This window comes from Streptomyces sp. R11, from assembly GCF_041051905.1.
In the GTDB taxonomy this organism is placed as follows: domain Bacteria; phylum Actinomycetota; class Actinomycetes; order Streptomycetales; family Streptomycetaceae; genus Streptomyces.
On sequence record NZ_CP163432.1, the window covers coordinates 1,113,581 to 1,130,218 of the forward strand.

Consider the following 16,638-nt stretch of genomic DNA (forward strand, 5'->3'; position numbering starts at 1 on the left):
CCCATGCGCAAGTTGCTCGCCGCGGCCCTCTGCCTCGCGGCCGCCGCCACCGGTTGCGGTGCGAACGTCGAGTCGTCCACGGACGCGAAGTCCACCGCCGTCACCCTCACCAACTGCGGCCGCAAGGTCACCTTCGACAAGGTCCCCGAGCGCGTCGTCACCAACGACGTCGGCATCACCGAGCTGATGTTCGCCCTCGGCCTGGAGGACCGCATGGCCGGGTTCGCCATGCCCGACGACAAGGGCGACCTCAGCTCCGTGCCGTGGAAGGACGGCTACGACAAGGTCAAGTGGCTCTCCAAGGACCAGCTCACCAAGGAGAACGTCGTCGACGCCCGCGCCGACCTCGTCTTCGCCGGCTGGAACTACGGCTTCCGTGAGGACGGCGGCTTCACCCCCGACGCCCTGAAGAAGCTCGGCATCCCGTCGTACGTCCTGACGGAGTCCTGCCACAACGGCCGTACGGAGACCGCACGCGGCATCATGCCGCCCCTGGACGCCCTGTACGCCGACCTGACCAACCTCGGAAAGCTGTTCGGCGTCGAGAAGCGGGCCGCCACGCTGATCGCCGACTTCAAGAAGCAGATCGCCGACGTGCGGGCGAAGGCACCCGAGCCTGCCGACCGGCCGAAGGTGTTCCTGTACGACAGCGGGCAGGACCAGCCGTTCACCTCCGGCCGCTACGCCGCCCCGGAGCAGATCATCAGCGAGGCCGGCGGCGTCAACGTCATGCGCGACCTGCAGGACTCCTGGACCACCGTGGGCTGGGAGAGCGTCGTGGAGCGCGACCCGGACGTCATCGTGATCTGCGACTACGGAGACGTCAGCGCCGAGCAGAAGAGGAAGTTCCTGTTGTCCTACCCGCCCCTGCGCAACGTCTCCGCCGTCAAGCACGAGAGGATCTTCGTCCTCGACTACGTCGACCTGGTCGAGAGCCCCCGCAACCCGTCGGCCGTCGAGAGGCTCGGCACCTATTTGCGCAAGGTGGCCGAGGAGCGCTGACCCTCGTCCCGTGACCGTTCGAAGTGGCTCGGTCTGCCGTCGCGGTGGACCAGGCGGCCGAGCCGCTGGGCGCGGGCCCGCGGCATCAGGGACCAGGTGCCGTCGTGCTCGCGCAGCGCGGCGGAGTGCCAGGGGGTGGTCCAGGCGTCCGGGGCGTCGAGGAGGCGGATGCCGAACTTGGGGGCGCCGACCGGCTGGGGGTGGATCGACAGGCGTACGGCGCGCGCGTGGTGCTCGGCGATCAGCTCGCCCCAGGCCCGGCTGCGCTGGATGACGCCGTACGCCCGCCGTCGGCACTCCCGCTGGAGAGCGGACCGGCTGCCGGTGAAGTCGGCGGTGTCGTCGACGAGGAAACGGGTGATGCCGCGGTAGAGCGCGAGGGCGGGGGTGTCGGCACGGACCTCGGCGCGCAGGGCGTCCAGGCTGGGCGCGTAGCGGTCGTGGACGTGGGCGCGTTTGGCGTCGTGGGGGAGGTCGCCGAGGACGTCGCGCAGGTCGAAGACGCACAGGCGTGTCAGGTTCAACTGGCCGATGAGCAAGCTCAGTTCGTCGGAGTACGCGTCGATCCGGTCATCGGGCACCCGGATCAGGTCGCCGAAGACGTGGCCGTCGGAGCAGATGACGACGCGGGCGCCGGGCGGGTGGATCTTCTCGATCTCGCGGCACAGCGAGTCGAGGAAGGTGAGGGAGAGGCGCTCGCCCATGTCCGGGAGGTGGCCCAGGGTCTTGGCGGGGTTGGGCGACTTGCACGGGAAGCCGGGCAGGGTGAAGACGATGGGGGCGCCCTCCCGCACGAAGTCGGTGATGCGGTGCAGTTGGTGCGGGAAGGCCTCGGCCGAGGCGCGGTTCGGGTCGGTCGTGCGGTGGTGCGGCAGGAGCAGGTTCAGGATCTCGGCGCCGATGGTCGTGGGCGCTGTGTCCGGAGCGGTCATCAGCGGCATGTCGTTCCTCCGGGGGCGTGCGGGCATGGCGGCGTCGCGCCTTGGCGAGTGAGGCGCTGTCGGTGGGTGGGCTCGGCTCAGCCGGAGATCGACTTCACAGCCGTCGGTCGTAGCCGACGGGCAGGCGGTTGGTGCCGCGGCCCAGGACGGCCGGGATCCACTCGATGTCCTCGTCGCCGACGGCGAGGTGCAGGCCGGGCAGGCGTCGCAGCAGGGTGCCGAGGGCGATCTGGAGTTCGGCGCGGGCGAGGGCGGCGCCGGGGCAGAAGTGGATGCCGTGTCCGAAGGCGAGGTGGGGGTTGGGCGAGCGGTCCAGGTCGAGTGCGTCGGGGGCGTCGAAGCGGCGCGGATCGCGGTTGGCCGCGCACAGGGAGACGATCACGGAGTCGCCGGCCGGGATCTCGGTGCCGTGCAGCTCGCTGTGCTGGTCGAAGAAACGCCAGGTGGTCAGCTCGAAGGCGCTGTCGTGGCGCAGGAGTTCCTCGACCGCGCGAGGCATGAGGGCGGGGTCGTCGCGCAGCCGGGCGAGCTGGTCGGGGTGGCGGAACAGGGCGATCAGGGCCGTCGTGATCTGGTTCGTCACCGGTTCCTGGCCGGCGACGAGCAGCTGGAAGATCATCGAGTCCAGCTCTTCCTGGGACAGTTCTCCCTGGTCACGGGCTACGACGAGGCGGCCGAGCAGGTCGTCGTCGGCGTGTTCCCGCTTGTGGGTGACGACCTCGGCGATGTAGCTCTGCAGCCCGTGCAGCCGGGCTTCGTACAGCGGCCGCCCCGGGTCCGTGGGTCCCACCGGCTGGACGACCTTGCCCCAGTCGCGGTCGAAGCGCGCGGCCAGCTCCGCCGGCAGGCCGATGACTTCGGCGAGGACCCGGAAGGGGAAGTGAGCGGCGAAGCCGGCCACGAGATCGGTGGAGCCGGCCTCCGGGAGCGCGTCGACGAGTGCATCCGCCACCTCCTGCAGACGGGGCCGGAGTTGCTCGATCCGGCGCGGCGTGAAGGCGTCCGTGACGAAGCTGCGCATGTGCGTGTGCTTGGGCGGATCCTGGTGGAGGAGGTGGACCTGGAGCTGCGAGTGCTGCGGGTCGGGCATGATCGAGGCGCGGGCCCGCCAGCGGTCGTTGCCCCGGTCGTGGTTCTTGCCGAGCCGGTCGTCGTTCAGCGCGGCGTGCGCGGCGTCGTATCCGGTGACGAGCCAGGCCCGTACGCCACTGGGGAAGAGGACCCGGTGGACCGGCCCGGCCTCGCGCATCCGCTCGTACAACGGATAGGGGTTGGCCTTGTACGGGCACCCCGTCAGCGGGACCGGATCGGCGAGCGGCTGCGTGTCCACGGCCGCGAGCGGCTCCTGGATGGTCATGGATGAGGCTCCTCAGAGGGCGAGTTCGGGCTGGTGGTGGTCCAGCCACAGGGCGAGGTCGACGACGCGTTCGAGACGGAGGCGATGGCCCCACTCCAGGTGCTCGGGCGGGGTGTCGAGACAGGGCTTGATGCGGGTCTCGTCGGCGAGCGCGCGGACCTGTTCCACGGACAGGGCGTCGCGGGCCAGGTCCTGCAGTCCGCGGTTGTAGTCGGGGTGGTGCGTGGCCGGGTAGTGGTTCTTGGGACGCCGCAGCACCGAGTCGGGAGCCAGCCCCGCTCCGGCGGCGCGCAGCAGGCTCTTCTCCCGGCTGTCGAAGCTCTTCAGCGCCCAGGGCGCGTCGAAGGCGTACTGGACGAGCCGGTGGTCGCAGTAGGGGACGCGGACCTCCAGCCCCTGGGCCATGCTCAACCGGTCCTTGCGGTGCAGGAGTTGGCGCAGCCAGCGGGTCAGGGACAGGTGCTGCATCTCGCGTTGCCGGTGCTCGGTGGGCGTTTCGCCGTCGAGGTGCGGGACGGCGGCCAGGGCGTCGCGGTAGGTGTCGTCGCGGAACTCGCCGATGTGCAGGCCGAGTTCGGGGTTGAGCGGCATGGCGGCCTCGTCGCCGGTGACCAGCAGCCACGGGAAGGTGGCGGCGGCGAGTGCCTTGGGGTTGTGGAACCAGGGGTAGCCGCCGAAGACCTCGTCGGCGGCCTCGCCGGACAGGGCGACGGTGGAGTGCCGCCGTATCTCCCCGAACAGCAGGTACAGCGAGGTGTCCATGTCGCCGACGCCGATCGGCGAGTCGCGGGCGACGACCACGGCCTTGCGGTGCTCGGGGTCGAGCAGCGCACGCGGGTCGAGTACGACCGTGCTGTGGTCGGTACCGATGAACGCGCCGGCCTCGGTGGCGTACGGCGTGTCGTGGCCGGTGCGCAGGACGTCGCCGGTGAACTGCTCGGCCTGGTCGCTGTAGTCGACGGCGTAGGAGCGGATGCGGGCGTCGGGTCCCTCACGCAGGCGGAGTTCGCCGGCGAGCAGCGCGGTCAGCACGGTGGAGTCGATGCCGCCGGAGAGCAGGCTGCACAGCGGGACGTCGGCCTCCAGCCGGCTGCGGGCGGCCGCTCCGACGAGGGTGCTGATCCGGTCCACGGTGACGTCCTGGTCGTCCTCGTGGGCACCGGCCTCCAGCTGCCAGTAGCGGCGTTCACGGATGCCGTCCCGGTCCAGGACGAGCAGCCCGCCCGGCTCGACCTCCCGTACCCCTGACCACACCGTCGGCCCGGTGTTGAACAGCAGGCTGTACGCCTCCCGCAGCCCGTCCGCGTCCACCCGGGGCCCTAGCTCGGGGTGCCGGAAGAGCGCCTTGGGCTCGGAGGCGAAGGCCAGGCCCCCGTCGACGGCCGCCCAGAACAGCGGTTTCACGCCGAGCCGGTCCCGGACGAGGAGCAGCCGCTCGGCGCGCTCGTCCCAGACGGCGAACGCGAACATGCCGTCCAGGTGGTCGGCCATGGACTCGCCCCACTCGGCGTGGGCGCGCAGCACGACCTCGGTGTCGCTGCGAGTGCGGAACACGTGTCCGCGGCCCCGGAGTTCGGCTCGCAGTTCGTGGTGGTTGTAGATCTCGCCGCTGTAACTCAGCACGGTCGTCGGCTCGTTCGGCCGGTCGGTCATCGGCTGCACGCCGCCTTCGAGGTCGATGACCGCCAGACGGCGGTGGCCGATCGCGGCGCGCTCGCCCAGCCATACGCCCCCGGCGTCGGGGCCGCGCCGGGTGAGCTCGGCGGTCATGGCCTCGATGACCGGGGCCTGGCTGCGGGCGTCCTGGTGAAAGGACACCCAGCCGGTGATTCCGCACATGGGGACTCCTGGATCAGGTCGAGACGGTGTCGGTGGCGCGCTCGGGCACGGCGGCTTTCCGTCGGCCGGGGAGGGCGAGCAGCGGTACGGCGAGACAGGCGGACACGGCGGCGAGGGCCAGCCCGGCCCGCGTCCCGTCGCCAGGGCCGGGGCCGGCGAGGGCCCAGGCGGCGGTGGCCAGGGCGGGGCCCAGGGTGAAGCCGAGGCTGCGGGCGACCTGCACCGTCGAGCCGACGGTCGCAGTGCGCTCCGCCGGGGCGGCGCCCATGACCAGAGCCTGGGTCGGACCGCCGTTGAGGCCCATGCCGACGCCGGCCAGCGCGAGCCGCCAGGCCACTTCGGGCGGGGACCAGCCGTCGCCGAGCGGGACCAGCAGGAGGAGCCCGGCCGCGGTGAGGGAGGCGCCGGTGACCGCGACCCGTCGCGGGCCGTACCGGTCGGCGAGCCGTCCGCCCAGGGGCCCGGCCAGCGCCATGCCGAGCGGGAAGGCGAGCACGGTCAGCCCGGTGGCGGTGGCGCTGACACCGTCGTCCCGCTGGAGGTGCAGGGCGACGACGTAGTGCATGGCGGCGAACCCGGCTGCCAGCGTCAGCACGGCGCCGTGCGCCCGGAACAGCCCCGCCGCCCGCAGGACACCCGTCACCGGACGGCCGCCCGGCCCGCGCAGCCACCACCACAGCGGCGGTACCGCTGCAGCCGCGAGCAGAAACCACGTCGGCTTCTCGGAACCCAGTGTCAGGGCGAGCAGCAGCGCGGCCAACCCACCGGCCACCGCGAGGGAGTCGGCCAGTGCCCGCCGATCGGGTACGCGCAGTGCCCCGTCCGCGGGCATCGCTTTCCAGGCCACGATCAACGCCAGCAGACAGAACGGGATCTTCACCAGGAACACCCAGCGCCAGCCCAGGTGGTCCAGCAGGAGCCCGCCCACGGCAGGGCCGGTCACGGCGCCGAGCGGGCCGAGGGTCGCGGGCACACTCATGGCACGGGCGCGCGCCTCGGGCCGTACGGCACGGATCGCCAGTACCGGCATCAGCACGAACAGCACCGCCCCGCAGGCGCCCTGGCCGATCCGTGCCGCGATCAGCCAGGCCGCCCAGGGAGACAGCGCGGCCAGGGCGCTGCACAGCGCGAACCCGACGGTGGCCCCCAGCAGGGCGGGCCGCGTGCCCGCGCCGTCCAGCCACCGGCCGACGGGCAACAGCAGGGCGACGACCGGGAGTTGGTAGCCCAGCGCCGCCCACTGCGCCGTGGCGGCCGAGACGTGCAGGCCCTCGGCGATGTCGGCCAGCGCCACGTTGACGATGTTCATGTCGAGCATCGCCACGAACGACAGCGCGCCCGCCACGGCCACGAGAACCCAGCGGTCCTTCACTCTCGCGCCCCTCCCCCTCACGGTCGACTGCGGTCAGCAGCCTCGTTCCAGAGGTCGGGAGCGCCCGGCGCCGAGTTCCCAAGCATGGCCTGAAATATGATGAAATGCGGAATCAGATCGTGGCGAGGCCGTCCAGGTTGCCGGACTTGGCCTCCGCGACCAGCGACGAGAACTGGTCCGCGCTCATCTGCACCCGCTGCCCGAAGTCGTCCGTGAGGATCACCCGGCGCTCGGCCGGAGCGGCGGGGTCGACGAAGAGTTGCGGGCAGCCGCAGTCGCAGTTGCCGCAGAAGGTGGCCACCGGGTCCAGGCCGGCAATGCCTTCGATGTCGCTCATAGTTCGTGACCTTTCGCGATCGTGGGCGCTCACCGGTGTGACCGCCCGGGACCAGCCCCCAAGACGCCGCTCGGGGCCGACACGGGGACATCCCTGTTGCTGTGCCCGTCCGACGCGTCCGCGGGAGCCCGGTGGTCGAAGGCGATCAGCGGATCGCCGGTCAGCGGGTGGTCCACGACGGTCGCCCGTACGCCGAACACCTCGGCCAGCAGGGCGGGTTGCAGCACCTCGCGGGGCGGTCCGGACGCGACCACCTGGCCGTCGTGCAGCACGTGCAGCCGGTCGCAGACGGAGGCGGCGGCGTTGAGGTCGTGCAGCGAGACCAGGGTCGTACGGCGCCCGGCCCGCAGCAGGGCGAGCAGTTCCACCTGGTGGCGGATGTCGAGGTGGTTGGTGGGCTCGTCCAGGACCAGTACGTCCGGCTGCTGGGCGAACGCCCGGGCCAGCAGGACGCGTTGGCGTTCCCCGCCGGACAGTTCGGTGAACCGACGCCCGGCGCGGTGCTCCATGCCGACGTCCGCGAGTGCGCGGGCGACGACGTCCCGGTCGGTGGTGTCCTCCCCGGCGAAGGCCCGCTTGTAGGGCGTACGGCCCATGGCGACGACCTCGCGTACGGTCAGCTCGAAGTCGCCGCCCCGCTCCTGCGGGAGAGCCGCGACATGGCGGGCCGTCTCGGCGGGGGTCAGCCGGCGCAGGTCGGTGCCGGACAGCAAGACCCGGCCCGCGATCGGCTTCAGGTGCCGGTAGACGGTGCGCAGGAGCGTGGACTTGCCGCTGCCGTTCGGTCCGACGAGGCCGGTGATCTCGCCCTCCGCCGCGATGAGCTGGGCACCGGCGACGACCGTACGGCCGGCGTACGCGACGTGCAGGTCCTCGATGTCGATCCTCAACTGCCGCTCCCCAGGCGCCGGTCCAGCAGATACAGCAGTGCCGGAGCACCGATCAGCGAGGTGACGACACCGACCGGCAGCTCCTGTGTCTCCATGGCCGTACGGCACACGATGTCGACCACGACCAGGAGCAGCGCCCCGAACAGTGCCGAGACGGGCAGCAGGCGGCGGTGGTCCCCGCCGACGACCAGGCGGCAGACGTGCGGCACCATCAGCGCGACGAAGGCGATCGCGCCCGAGACGGCCACCAGGACGCCGGTGAGCACGCTGGTCACCGTGAACAGTTCGCGCCGCAGCCGGGTGACGTCGATGCCGAGCCCGGCCGCGGTCTCGTCGCCCATCAGGAGGGCGTTCAGGCCCCGGGCGCGCGCCTGGAGGCACAGCCACCCGGCCGGCACCGCGACCGCCGGTACGGCGAGCAGATCCCAGTTCGCTCCGCTGAGGCTGCCCATGAGCCAGAACAGCACGCTGTGGGTCTGCTGCTCGTCGCCGGCCTGGAGCACGAGGTAACTGGTGAACCCGGACAGGAACTGTCCGATCGCCACCCCGGCCAGCACCAGCCGCAGCGGCGCGAACCCACCGCCCCTGCGGGCCACGGCCCACACCAGCGCGAAGGTGGCCAGGGCTCCCGCGAAGGCCGCCCCGGACAGCCCGAGTCCCAGCGCGCCACCGGCCCCGAGCCCTAGCACGATCGCGGCGACCGCACCGAGGGAGGCACCGTTGGAGATGCCCAGGAGGTACGGATCGGCCAGCGGGTTGCGCACCAGCGCCTGCACCGCCGTACCGAGGAGACCGAGCCCGGCGCCGACGAGGGCCGCCAACAGGGCTCGCGGTACGCGGAGTTGCCAGACGATCAGGTCGTTCGTGCCCGGACGCGGCGCCTCGCCGGACAGCCGGCGCCACACCACGCTCCACACCTCTGCGGGCGGGACGGACGTCGAGCCCCAGGCCACGGCGGCCGTCAGCGCGGCCAGGAGCACGACGCAGAGCACCGACGCCAGCGGCCCGACGGGCACCGTTCGGGCCTGCGCAGCCGTCTCGCGCCGCGACAGCAAGGACGTCACGGTCAGCCGACCTTGCCCGGATACAGGGTCTTCGCGATCTCCTCGACGGTGTCGGCGTTCTCGACCCCGGCGATGGTGGTCTGCTCGGAGCCGATGCGCAGGAAGTGCCTCTCCTTGACGGCGTCCAGGCCCTTGGTGGCAGGGTTCGACTCCAGCCACTTGCGTGCCTCGTCGAAGGCCTTCCGGTTCGCCGCCTCGCTCCCCCGGTTGCGCACGCCGAGCTGGATCCAGTCCGGGTTCTTGGCGATCACGTCCTCCCAGCCGACCTGCTTGTAGTCGCCGTCGCAGTCGGCGAAGACGTTGCGAGCCCCGGCGAGGGTGATCACCGCGTTGGCGATCTGACGGTTGCAGACGGCCATGGGCTGCTTGGTGCCGGCGTCGTAGTCGAAGAAGAAGTAGGTCGGCCGCTCGCCCTCGGGCGTGCCGCCCACCGCCTTGCGGACGGCGTCCACCTTCTGCTTCATCCCGTCGACGAGTTCCTCGGCCTTCGCGCCGGTCCCGGTGACCGCGCCGAGGGAGGTGATGTCGTCCTCGACGGCGGACAGGTCGGTGACCGGGCTCTTGCTCATGGCGGCGCACGCCGTGGACTTCAGGAAGGTGTGCTTGATGCCGGCCGCCCCGAACTCCTCCTCGGTCGGCGCGTCCCCCATGCCTGCGCCCATCTTCATCGAGGCGAAGGTGTCGATGTACAGGTCGGCGCCGGAGCCGAGGAGTTCCTCCTTGGGAATGACGGTGTCGCTCAGCACTTTCACCTGCTGCGCCTGAGCGTCCAGCTCGCCGGGCAACGTGCCCTTGCCGGGCGGGAAGCCGGTGCCGATCACCTTGTCCCCGGCGCCCAGCCGCAGCAGCAGTTCCAGGCTGGAGGCGTTGCTGGTGACGATGTTCTCCGGGGCCGAGTTGAAGGTGGTCTCGGCGCCCGCGCAGTCGGAGACGGTGACCGGGTAACCCGCGGAGTCGTCCTTCCCGGCGGCGGGGCTCGCCGTGTCGCCGCTCCCGCCGCCACAGCCCGCCGCCAGTAGGCCGCCGACCACCGCGGCCGTCGTAGCCCGCCCCACACGAGAACGCATCGAAACTCCCCAGATCCACTAGATGCACGGGCGGAACTCCGCCGCCCGTTCCAGTAGTCGGGGCGAACCCGGTGTCAGTTCCCGGCAGGGGGAACCGACACCGGGCAGCCGGTCACGCGGCCACGACGGCCGGTTCGGCAAGTGCCACGGCGTCGGCCGCAAGCTGGACGTCGACCTGGACCTTGATCCCGAGTTCGACCTCGGCCCGGTCCCCGGCCTCGGCCTCGGTCAACTGCTCCACGAGAGCTGCCCGGGCGCGGGCCACGCGCGAGCGGACCGTCCCGACGGGGCAGTCGCTCACCTCGGCCGCCTCCGCGTAGGGCAGGCCCATCATCTGGGTCAGGACGAACGCCTCGCGGCGCTCGTCGGGCAGGCTGTCCAGCAGGTCGAGCAGCGCGATGCCGTCGTCGAAGCCCGGCAGGCCGGTCGGCTGGGCGCGTTCCGCCACCAGCGTCCAGTCGTCGGTGTCGAACAGCCGCGGCCGGGCGGCGGCGTACCGGTGGCTGTCGATGACCGCGCGACGCGCGATGGACAGCAGCCATGCGCGCGCCGAGGAACGGCCCTCGAACCGGTGCAGACTGCCGAGCGCGCGCAGGAACGTGTCCTGGGCCAGGTCGTCGGCGGCCTGCGGATCGGCGGACAGATGCGCCACGTACCGCACGACGTCACGGTGCAGCGAGCGCACGAAACGGTCGGTGGCATCCGGGTCACCGCTTCGGGCGGCCAGCGCCCATGCGGTCGTCGACTCGTCGCAGGAGGCCGTTCTGGAGCCTTTTGCTGCCTTCGTCTGGCTCACGCGGGTGGCGCGTGAGGAGGGCAGGGCAGGAGTGATCACCTGAGTCCTTCTCGGTATTCCGGACTCCGGCACGGCGGCCGACACGACGACGGCGAGCGCTGCGGCGTCGCCGCCGGAGGAGTCCGGGGATGCAGGGGACACGGCCGTACGCAGGTACGGCCGAGGCCCGAGGCACGGTCGGCGTCGAGCGCGTCGACGTCCGTGTCCGTACGGCCTCGGGGAACCGGCTGTCTCAGACGACAGCTGTCCCCGCCGGAGGCCCCCGAGAGGTGATCGTGTGGACGAGCGGAAGCAGCCGCGGCACCCGCTCGGAACGACCGCGCCGCGGACGCAGACGCGGACGGTGCGGCGGCAGAGGCAGAGCGAACGACAGCCGCAGCGGGGCGGCCAGCCATCCGGCGACGGCCCGCAGGATGCGGAACGCGGCACGCTCCCCGTGCCCCAGCCACAGGCCGCACAGCAGCGCGGCGAGGGTGTGGGCGGCGAACATGCCGAGCGAGGAGGTGCCGGCCATGTCGTGGCCCATCCCCATGGGGCCCGGGTCCATGTGGCTCATGCCCATGTGGCCGCTGCCCATATGGGCGGTGGCCATGTGGTCTGCGGACATGGAGCCCATGGAATCCATCGACATGTGGTCCATGGAGCCGATGTGCGCGGACGTGGAGCCGGCCATGGCACCCATGGCGCCCATGCCTTGCCCGACGCCGGCGGAGGACTGCGCGAACTCGAAGGCCGCGTGCAGCCCGCCCTGGGCGACGACCACGACGGACACGACCAGCGGGAGTCCCCGCTCCCGGCCCGCCAGGCACCAGCCCGCGCCGCCCGTGACGGCGGCACCGGCGGCCAGGGTCCACCACGGAACTGCGGCGCCCGACATGAGCACGTGGCCGAGGGCAGCGAGCAGCACACAGACGGACGCGAACACCGCGGCCCGAATCGCGCGCACACACCACCCAGCAGTCATGACGGCCCTCATCCTCGCATCCGGGGCCCACTCGTCACGGGTGGGTACGCACAACACCCCCATGCCGCACTCAAGCCCAGAAGAGTGATACAGGACACGTCACGAAGAGGGAACTGGGCGCGCTCTCCGACCGACAGTTGGAAGTGCGGGGCTCTGGGAGCGTCCGGAGTTGTGGAGCTGCCCTCACTGCTGCCCGCCTGGGCGGATCACCACCGCCTGCACCTCGATCCGCCCGCCATGCTCGAAGTGGAGCGTGAACGGCACGTAGATGCCCGTCTGCCACCCCGAGTCGGCTCGCAGCGTCACGTCCAGGCCGTACGGCGACATGGCGAGGCCACCCCCGGCCGGCACCCGGGCCGAGTCGACCGTCTGCGCATACGCCATCCGACCGCTGGTCATGCGGTGCCGGCTGAGCGCCAGGTCACCGTCGACGGCGGACGACGTCACCTTAAGCAGCCGGTCGTCCGCGCCCCCGGAGTTGGTGATCCGGAAGAACGCGGCGGTGTCCGGGACGTCGCCGTACGGCAGGAAGACCCGCCCGTCGGTGACCGCGATCCGCGCCGGGCTGCCCGCGTTGCCGGAGCCCACCCAGGTGGTCAGGCCGGCCAGGGCGACACCGCACGCTGCGACGGGAGCGAGCGCGGCGAGCAGGCCGTCGGTGATCCGGCGACGGGTCGGCCGCCAGGCGCGGGAGTCGGTCGCTCGCCCGGTCGGCGGCTCGGTCGTCGGCTCGGCCGTTCGTCGGGCCGTGGGCACGCTCATCGGGTACGACCTCCAGTGCTGACGGGCTTGCGGTCCCGGTCTCCGCCCTGCGCACCGGCCCGGGCCGGCGTCGACACCGGCTGCCAGGCCCGTAGCCGCAGGCTGTTGCCCACCACGAGCAGTGAGCTCACCGACATGGCCACCGCGGCGACCATCGGGTTGAGCAGGCCCACCATGGCGAGCGGCACGGTCACCAGGTTGTACCCGAAGGCCCACAGCAGGTTGGCGCGGATCGTGCCCAGGGTGCGCCGGGCGAGCCGGACCGCGTCCCCGAGGGCCTCGATGTCGCCGCGCACCAGAGTCACGTCGGCGGCCCCGATCGCGACGTCCGTGCCCGTGCCCATCGCGATGCCGAGGTCGGCACCGGCCAGCGCCGCGGCGTCGTTGACGCCGTCGCCGACGACCGCCACCCGGCGGCCCTGTGCCCTCAACTCCCGTACGAGGTCTGCCTTGTCCTCGGGTGTGCGGCGCGCGTGCACCTCCTCGATGCCGAGGGCGGACGCGACCGCCCTGGCCGGTGCCTCGCGGTCGCCGGTGGCGAGGACCGGGTGCACGCCGAGCCGCCGCAGCCGGTCCACGGCGCGGTAGCTGCCCGGTCGTACGACGTCCCCGATCTCGATCAGCGCCACCGTCGCCCCGTCGACGCGGACGAAGACGGGCGTGTGCGCGGCTGCCTCCGCCGCCGGGAGCGCCTCGGCCAGTGCCGCCGGCATCTCGTCGTCCGGCGCGAGGACTTCGACCAACCGGCCCTCGACCCGGCCGCGCACGCCCCGGCCCGCCTCCGCACGGAAGTCGCTCACCTCGGGCAACGGCCCCTGCAGGGTCCTGCGCGCGTACGCGACGATCGCGCGGCCCAGTGGGTGTTCCGAGCCCTGCTCCACCGCCCCGGCCAGCCGCAGCACGGCTTCCTTGCCGAGCCCGTCGGGCACGTTCGTGACGCGGGTGACGCTCATGTGCCCGCAGGTGAGCGTGCCGGTCTTGTCGAGGACGACGGTGTCGATGTGCTGGAGCCCCTCCAGGGCCTGCGGGCCCCGGACCAGGACACCGAGCTGCGCGCCGCGTCCGGTGGCAGCCATCAGCGCGGTCGGGGTCGCCAGGCCCAGCGCACAGGGGCAGGCCACGACCAGGACGGCCACGCACGCGGTGATCGCCGCCTGCGGCTCGGCCCCGGCGCCGAGCCAGAACCCGAGCACGGTGGCGGCCAGCGCCAGCACCATGGGCACGAACACCCCGGCCACGGCGTCAGCCAGTCGCTGCGCCCGGGCCTTGCCGGCCTGCGCCTCGGTCACCAGCCGTGTGATGCGGGCGAGTTGAGTGTCCGCGCCCACAGCCATGGCCCGGACCAGCAGCAGACCGCCCGCGTTGACGGCGCCGCCCACCACCGTCGAGCCGGGCCCGACCTCGACGGGCTCGCTCTCCCCGGTGACGAGCGACAGGTCCACGGCGGAGTTGCCCTCCACCACCTCCCCGTCGGTGGCGACCCGCTCGCCGGGACGTACGACGAAGACCTGCCCGAGCGCCAACTCCTCGATGGCGACGAGGCGTTCGGCGCCGTCGTCCTCGCGTACCGACACTTCCTTGGCGGCGAGCCGGGCGAGTGAGCGCAACGCCGCGCCGGTGCCGTGGCGCGCCCGCGCCTCCAGGAACCGGCCGGCCAGCACGAACAGTGGAACGCCGACGGCCGCTTCGAGGTACACGTGCGCGACGCCGTCCGAGGCGGAGGGCAGCAGGCTGAACGGCATCCGCATCCCCGGCTCGCCCGCACCACCGAGGAACAGGGCGTACGCCGACCAGGAGAAGGACGCCACGACTCCCAGGGACACCAGCGTGTCCATGGTGGCCGTCGAGTGCCGCAGGCCGCGCAGTGCCCGCACGTGGAAGGGCCAGGCGCTCCACACGGCGACCGGCGCGGACAGGACGAAGCACAGCCACTGCCAGTTGCGGAACTGCCAGGCGGGCACCATAGACAGTACGAGCACCGGCACGGCGAGCAGCGCGGTGACCAGCAGCCGATCACGCTCCTGCCCGACATCCTCGGACCTATCGGGCTCCTGCTCGCCCCGCCGCCCCTCTTCGTCGCGACGCTCCCGGTTGCTTGGCGGTTCGGGCAACGCGGCCGTGTATCCGGCCTGTTCGACGGTCGCCACGAGTTCCTCGGGGCGGACGTCCGGCGGATGGCTCACGCGGGCGCGCCCGGTGGCCAGATTGACCGTGGCGGTCACGCCGTCCAGCTTGGCGAGTTTCTTCTCCACCCGTCGCACGCAGGCCGCGCAGGTCATCCCGCCGACGGTGAGGTCCGTGGTGGTCATCGGGGGTGCCGGTTCGGTGGTCATCAGCCGCCGCTCCCGTGCCGCATGTCCATGTCTCCCATGTCCATGTCCCCGGAGTCCGTGCCGCCGCCGTTGCCACTCGTCCCGGGGCGGTGCATGCCGGGCGCGACCGGCCCGGTGGCGGCTCCGACGGCGTACGACGCCGTGAAGATCAGAGCGAGCAGCAGCAGAAACCCGCAGAGGGCGGGCGGTGGCACAAGCTTGCGTGGTTCTTTCATCACCGGCCTCCTGAGGTGCGTTCCGCTTCAGGAGTCGGGTTCGGAGGGCAGGGAGTTCCCGGCCCTCCGGTGGTTCACGTCATACGGATGTCTCGGCAGCCGCCGGCTCAGGAAGCTCCGCCGCGACGGCTCCTCAACCACCACGCCCCGGCACCCAGCAGGACGACGGCCGCGCCGATACCGATCGGCAGGGCCACCGGCATGCCGTCGTCGCCTTCCGTGTCGTGGGCCGCGGCCTGCGCCGACGGGGTCGACGGTGCGGTCGAGGGCGTGGACGTCGTCGGCTCCTCACTGGGTGCGGGGCTGACGACCTTCGCGCCGGGTGCGGCGGCCTTCAGATCCAGGCGGGGCGCGGGGTGGCCGTGCCCGTGGCCGTCGCCGCCGCTCTCCTCCTCCAGCTCGATCCAGCGGTCCACCTGGCCGTCGCTGTAGCTCTGCAGGGTCTTGAAGACCAACGACTTGGCATCGGGCAACTGCCGTACGGTGACGACGTACTCCGCGTCCTCGCGGACCCCGAGTGTGGCCCCGGAAACGGTGTAGCCCCGGCTGGTGGGGGCGAACTTCCAGCCCTTTGGACCTTCCTTGAAGGTGATGTCGGCCGGGGCGATGCCCTCGGGAAGGATCACCTCGAGCTTGCTGATCCCGGCGGAGGCGGACTCCGACTCCGCGGTGAAGGTCAGGGCGACGTTCTGGTCGAGCGCCCGGGCACCCTCCGCCTCCACCTCGGTATGCGCCGCGGCCGGTCCCGCGAAGGCTACGGCGACCGCGAACGCGACCGCGGTCAGGGCGCCGGTGCGACGCAGGCGGCGGGTCAGCAGGGTGGGGCGGGGCACGTGCGACTCCCTCGTACCGGTGATGTGGTCGCTGCATTCAAGCGCAGGGGACGGCTCAGCGCGAGGGGCCCTCGTCCGGAGGGTGACGGAGGCAGGAGGCGACGACCACGAAGGGCCACAGGGACTGAATGGCCGTCACAAGGCGTTCGGCGACGCCCGCGGGACCGTCCTGAAACATCTCGATCATGAACCAGGCCGCGCTGACGAGCATCAGTGCGGTCGCTGTGAGGGCGGGTCCGGGCCGCAGGGCCCACGGTCCGGCGATGCGGTGATCGGCGGCCAGTACGGGCCACAGCGCAAGGAGGGCGAAGCCGACCCCTACGGCGGCACCGTGGCGCAGTGATCCCCCACTGCTCGGCGGCGGGATCATCGCCACCACCACCGCCGCCAGGCCACCGGCGCCCAGCGCAACCCGCCCGGGCAGCGCGGCCGGCCGCAGTCCCCAGGCGGTGACGAAATGGCAGACGCCCAGGGCGGCCAGGGCTCCGGTCATCACCCAGAACCCCGCGGAGCCGTGGGCCGCCAGGACGCTGATGGTCTGGGTGGCGGGGTCGTAGCGGGGCCCTTCGAGCAGCGCCGCGATCGTCCAGCCCGCGATCAGCACGACGGGGGCACACCCCGACGACAACAGAGCCCATCTCGGGACAAGTCGCATCAGGCCACCGTAAAACTCCCTCACGGTTCGCTCGCCGCGCACACGCAGAGGACGAGCACCATGACGGCCTGGAAGCGAACTGACCTGCGACTTTCGAACTAAACGACCGCAAACGCCAGCCCGCGCCACCCCTTCCGGCGCATAGAAATATCCACCAGCATGAAGGGCCCTGCCCGGGTCGGCAGGGTCGGCGAGTGCTGGGGGTTGAACA

Annotated in this window: 16 protein-coding genes; 1 reads left to right on the forward strand and 15 read right to left on the reverse strand. The window is 72.1% G+C overall.

Features of this window, described 5'->3' with window-relative positions; translation table 11 throughout:
• Nucleotides 1–3: 3 nt before the first annotated feature.
• Nucleotides 4–1,002, forward strand: coding sequence for an ABC transporter substrate-binding protein (locus AB5J55_RS05090; RefSeq protein ID WP_369269496.1), 999 nt, complete (start codon nucleotides 4–6; stop codon nucleotides 1,000–1,002).
• On the opposite strand, the gene AB5J55_RS05095 is transcribed toward AB5J55_RS05090, so the two are convergent.
• From AB5J55_RS05095 to AB5J55_RS05165, 15 genes are all read right to left on the reverse strand, one after another.
• On the reverse strand, nucleotides 972–1,943 hold the full coding sequence (locus AB5J55_RS05095) for an L-tyrosine/L-tryptophan isonitrile synthase family protein (protein ID WP_369276097.1): 972 nt from the start codon (nucleotides 1,941–1,943) through the stop codon (nucleotides 972–974). The two genes, AB5J55_RS05090 and AB5J55_RS05095, sit on opposite strands and share 31 nt — an antisense overlap.
• 94 nt (nucleotides 1,944–2,037) lie before the next feature.
• Entirely contained in the window at nucleotides 2,038–3,300 is a 1,263-nt protein-coding gene (locus tag AB5J55_RS05100) for a cytochrome P450 (RefSeq protein ID WP_369269497.1), read from the reverse strand.
• Between the two features lie 12 nt (nucleotides 3,301–3,312).
• On the reverse strand, nucleotides 3,313–5,139 hold the full coding sequence (asnB, locus tag AB5J55_RS05105; RefSeq protein ID WP_369269498.1) for an asparagine synthase (glutamine-hydrolyzing): 1,827 nt from the start codon (nucleotides 5,137–5,139) through the stop codon (nucleotides 3,313–3,315).
• 13 nt (nucleotides 5,140–5,152) lie between these two features.
• Complete coding sequence (locus AB5J55_RS05110; protein WP_369269499.1) at nucleotides 5,153–6,511, reverse strand: MFS transporter; 1,359 nt, start codon at nucleotides 6,509–6,511, stop codon at nucleotides 5,153–5,155.
• Between the two features lie 112 nt (nucleotides 6,512–6,623).
• On the reverse strand, nucleotides 6,624–6,848 hold the full coding sequence (locus AB5J55_RS05115; protein WP_369269500.1) for a hypothetical protein: 225 nt from the start codon (nucleotides 6,846–6,848) through the stop codon (nucleotides 6,624–6,626).
• 29 nt (nucleotides 6,849–6,877) lie between these two features.
• A complete protein-coding gene (locus tag AB5J55_RS05120) occupies nucleotides 6,878–7,738 on the reverse strand; it encodes an ABC transporter ATP-binding protein (RefSeq protein ID WP_369269501.1) in 861 nt (286 codons plus the stop codon).
• Nucleotides 7,735–8,802, reverse strand: coding sequence for a FecCD family ABC transporter permease (locus AB5J55_RS05125; RefSeq protein WP_369269502.1), 1,068 nt, complete (start codon nucleotides 8,800–8,802; stop codon nucleotides 7,735–7,737). The genes AB5J55_RS05120 and AB5J55_RS05125 overlap by 4 nt, the downstream gene beginning before the upstream one ends.
• 2 nt (nucleotides 8,803–8,804) lie before the next feature.
• Entirely contained in the window at nucleotides 8,805–9,869 is a 1,065-nt protein-coding gene (locus tag AB5J55_RS05130) for an ABC transporter substrate-binding protein (protein WP_369269503.1), read from the reverse strand.
• A gap of 112 nt (nucleotides 9,870–9,981) precedes the next feature.
• A complete protein-coding gene (locus AB5J55_RS05135; RefSeq protein ID WP_369276098.1) occupies nucleotides 9,982–10,665 on the reverse strand; it encodes a sigma-70 family RNA polymerase sigma factor in 684 nt (227 codons plus the stop codon).
• A 232-nt stretch (nucleotides 10,666–10,897) separates the two neighbouring features.
• Entirely contained in the window at nucleotides 10,898–11,629 is a 732-nt protein-coding gene (locus AB5J55_RS05140; RefSeq protein ID WP_369269504.1) for a hypothetical protein, read from the reverse strand.
• A 183-nt stretch (nucleotides 11,630–11,812) separates the two neighbouring features.
• On the reverse strand, nucleotides 11,813–12,391 hold the full coding sequence (locus AB5J55_RS05145; RefSeq protein WP_369269505.1) for a copper chaperone PCu(A)C: 579 nt from the start codon (nucleotides 12,389–12,391) through the stop codon (nucleotides 11,813–11,815).
• Nucleotides 12,388–14,724: a heavy metal translocating P-type ATPase gene (locus tag AB5J55_RS05150; RefSeq protein ID WP_369269506.1), complete on the reverse strand. Its 2,337-nt coding sequence runs from the start codon at nucleotides 14,722–14,724 to the stop codon at nucleotides 12,388–12,390. Before AB5J55_RS05150 ends, AB5J55_RS05145 begins: the two co-directional genes overlap by 4 nt.
• On the reverse strand, nucleotides 14,724–14,939 hold the full coding sequence (locus AB5J55_RS05155) for a hypothetical protein (protein ID WP_369269507.1): 216 nt from the start codon (nucleotides 14,937–14,939) through the stop codon (nucleotides 14,724–14,726). The genes AB5J55_RS05150 and AB5J55_RS05155 overlap by 1 nt, the downstream gene beginning before the upstream one ends.
• 107 nt (nucleotides 14,940–15,046) lie before the next feature.
• On the reverse strand, nucleotides 15,047–15,772 hold the full coding sequence (locus AB5J55_RS05160; RefSeq protein WP_369269508.1) for a DUF1775 domain-containing protein: 726 nt from the start codon (nucleotides 15,770–15,772) through the stop codon (nucleotides 15,047–15,049).
• Between the two features lie 55 nt (nucleotides 15,773–15,827).
• A complete protein-coding gene (locus tag AB5J55_RS05165) occupies nucleotides 15,828–16,427 on the reverse strand; it encodes a DUF998 domain-containing protein (protein ID WP_369269509.1) in 600 nt (199 codons plus the stop codon).
• Nucleotides 16,428–16,638 lie beyond the last annotated feature (211 nt).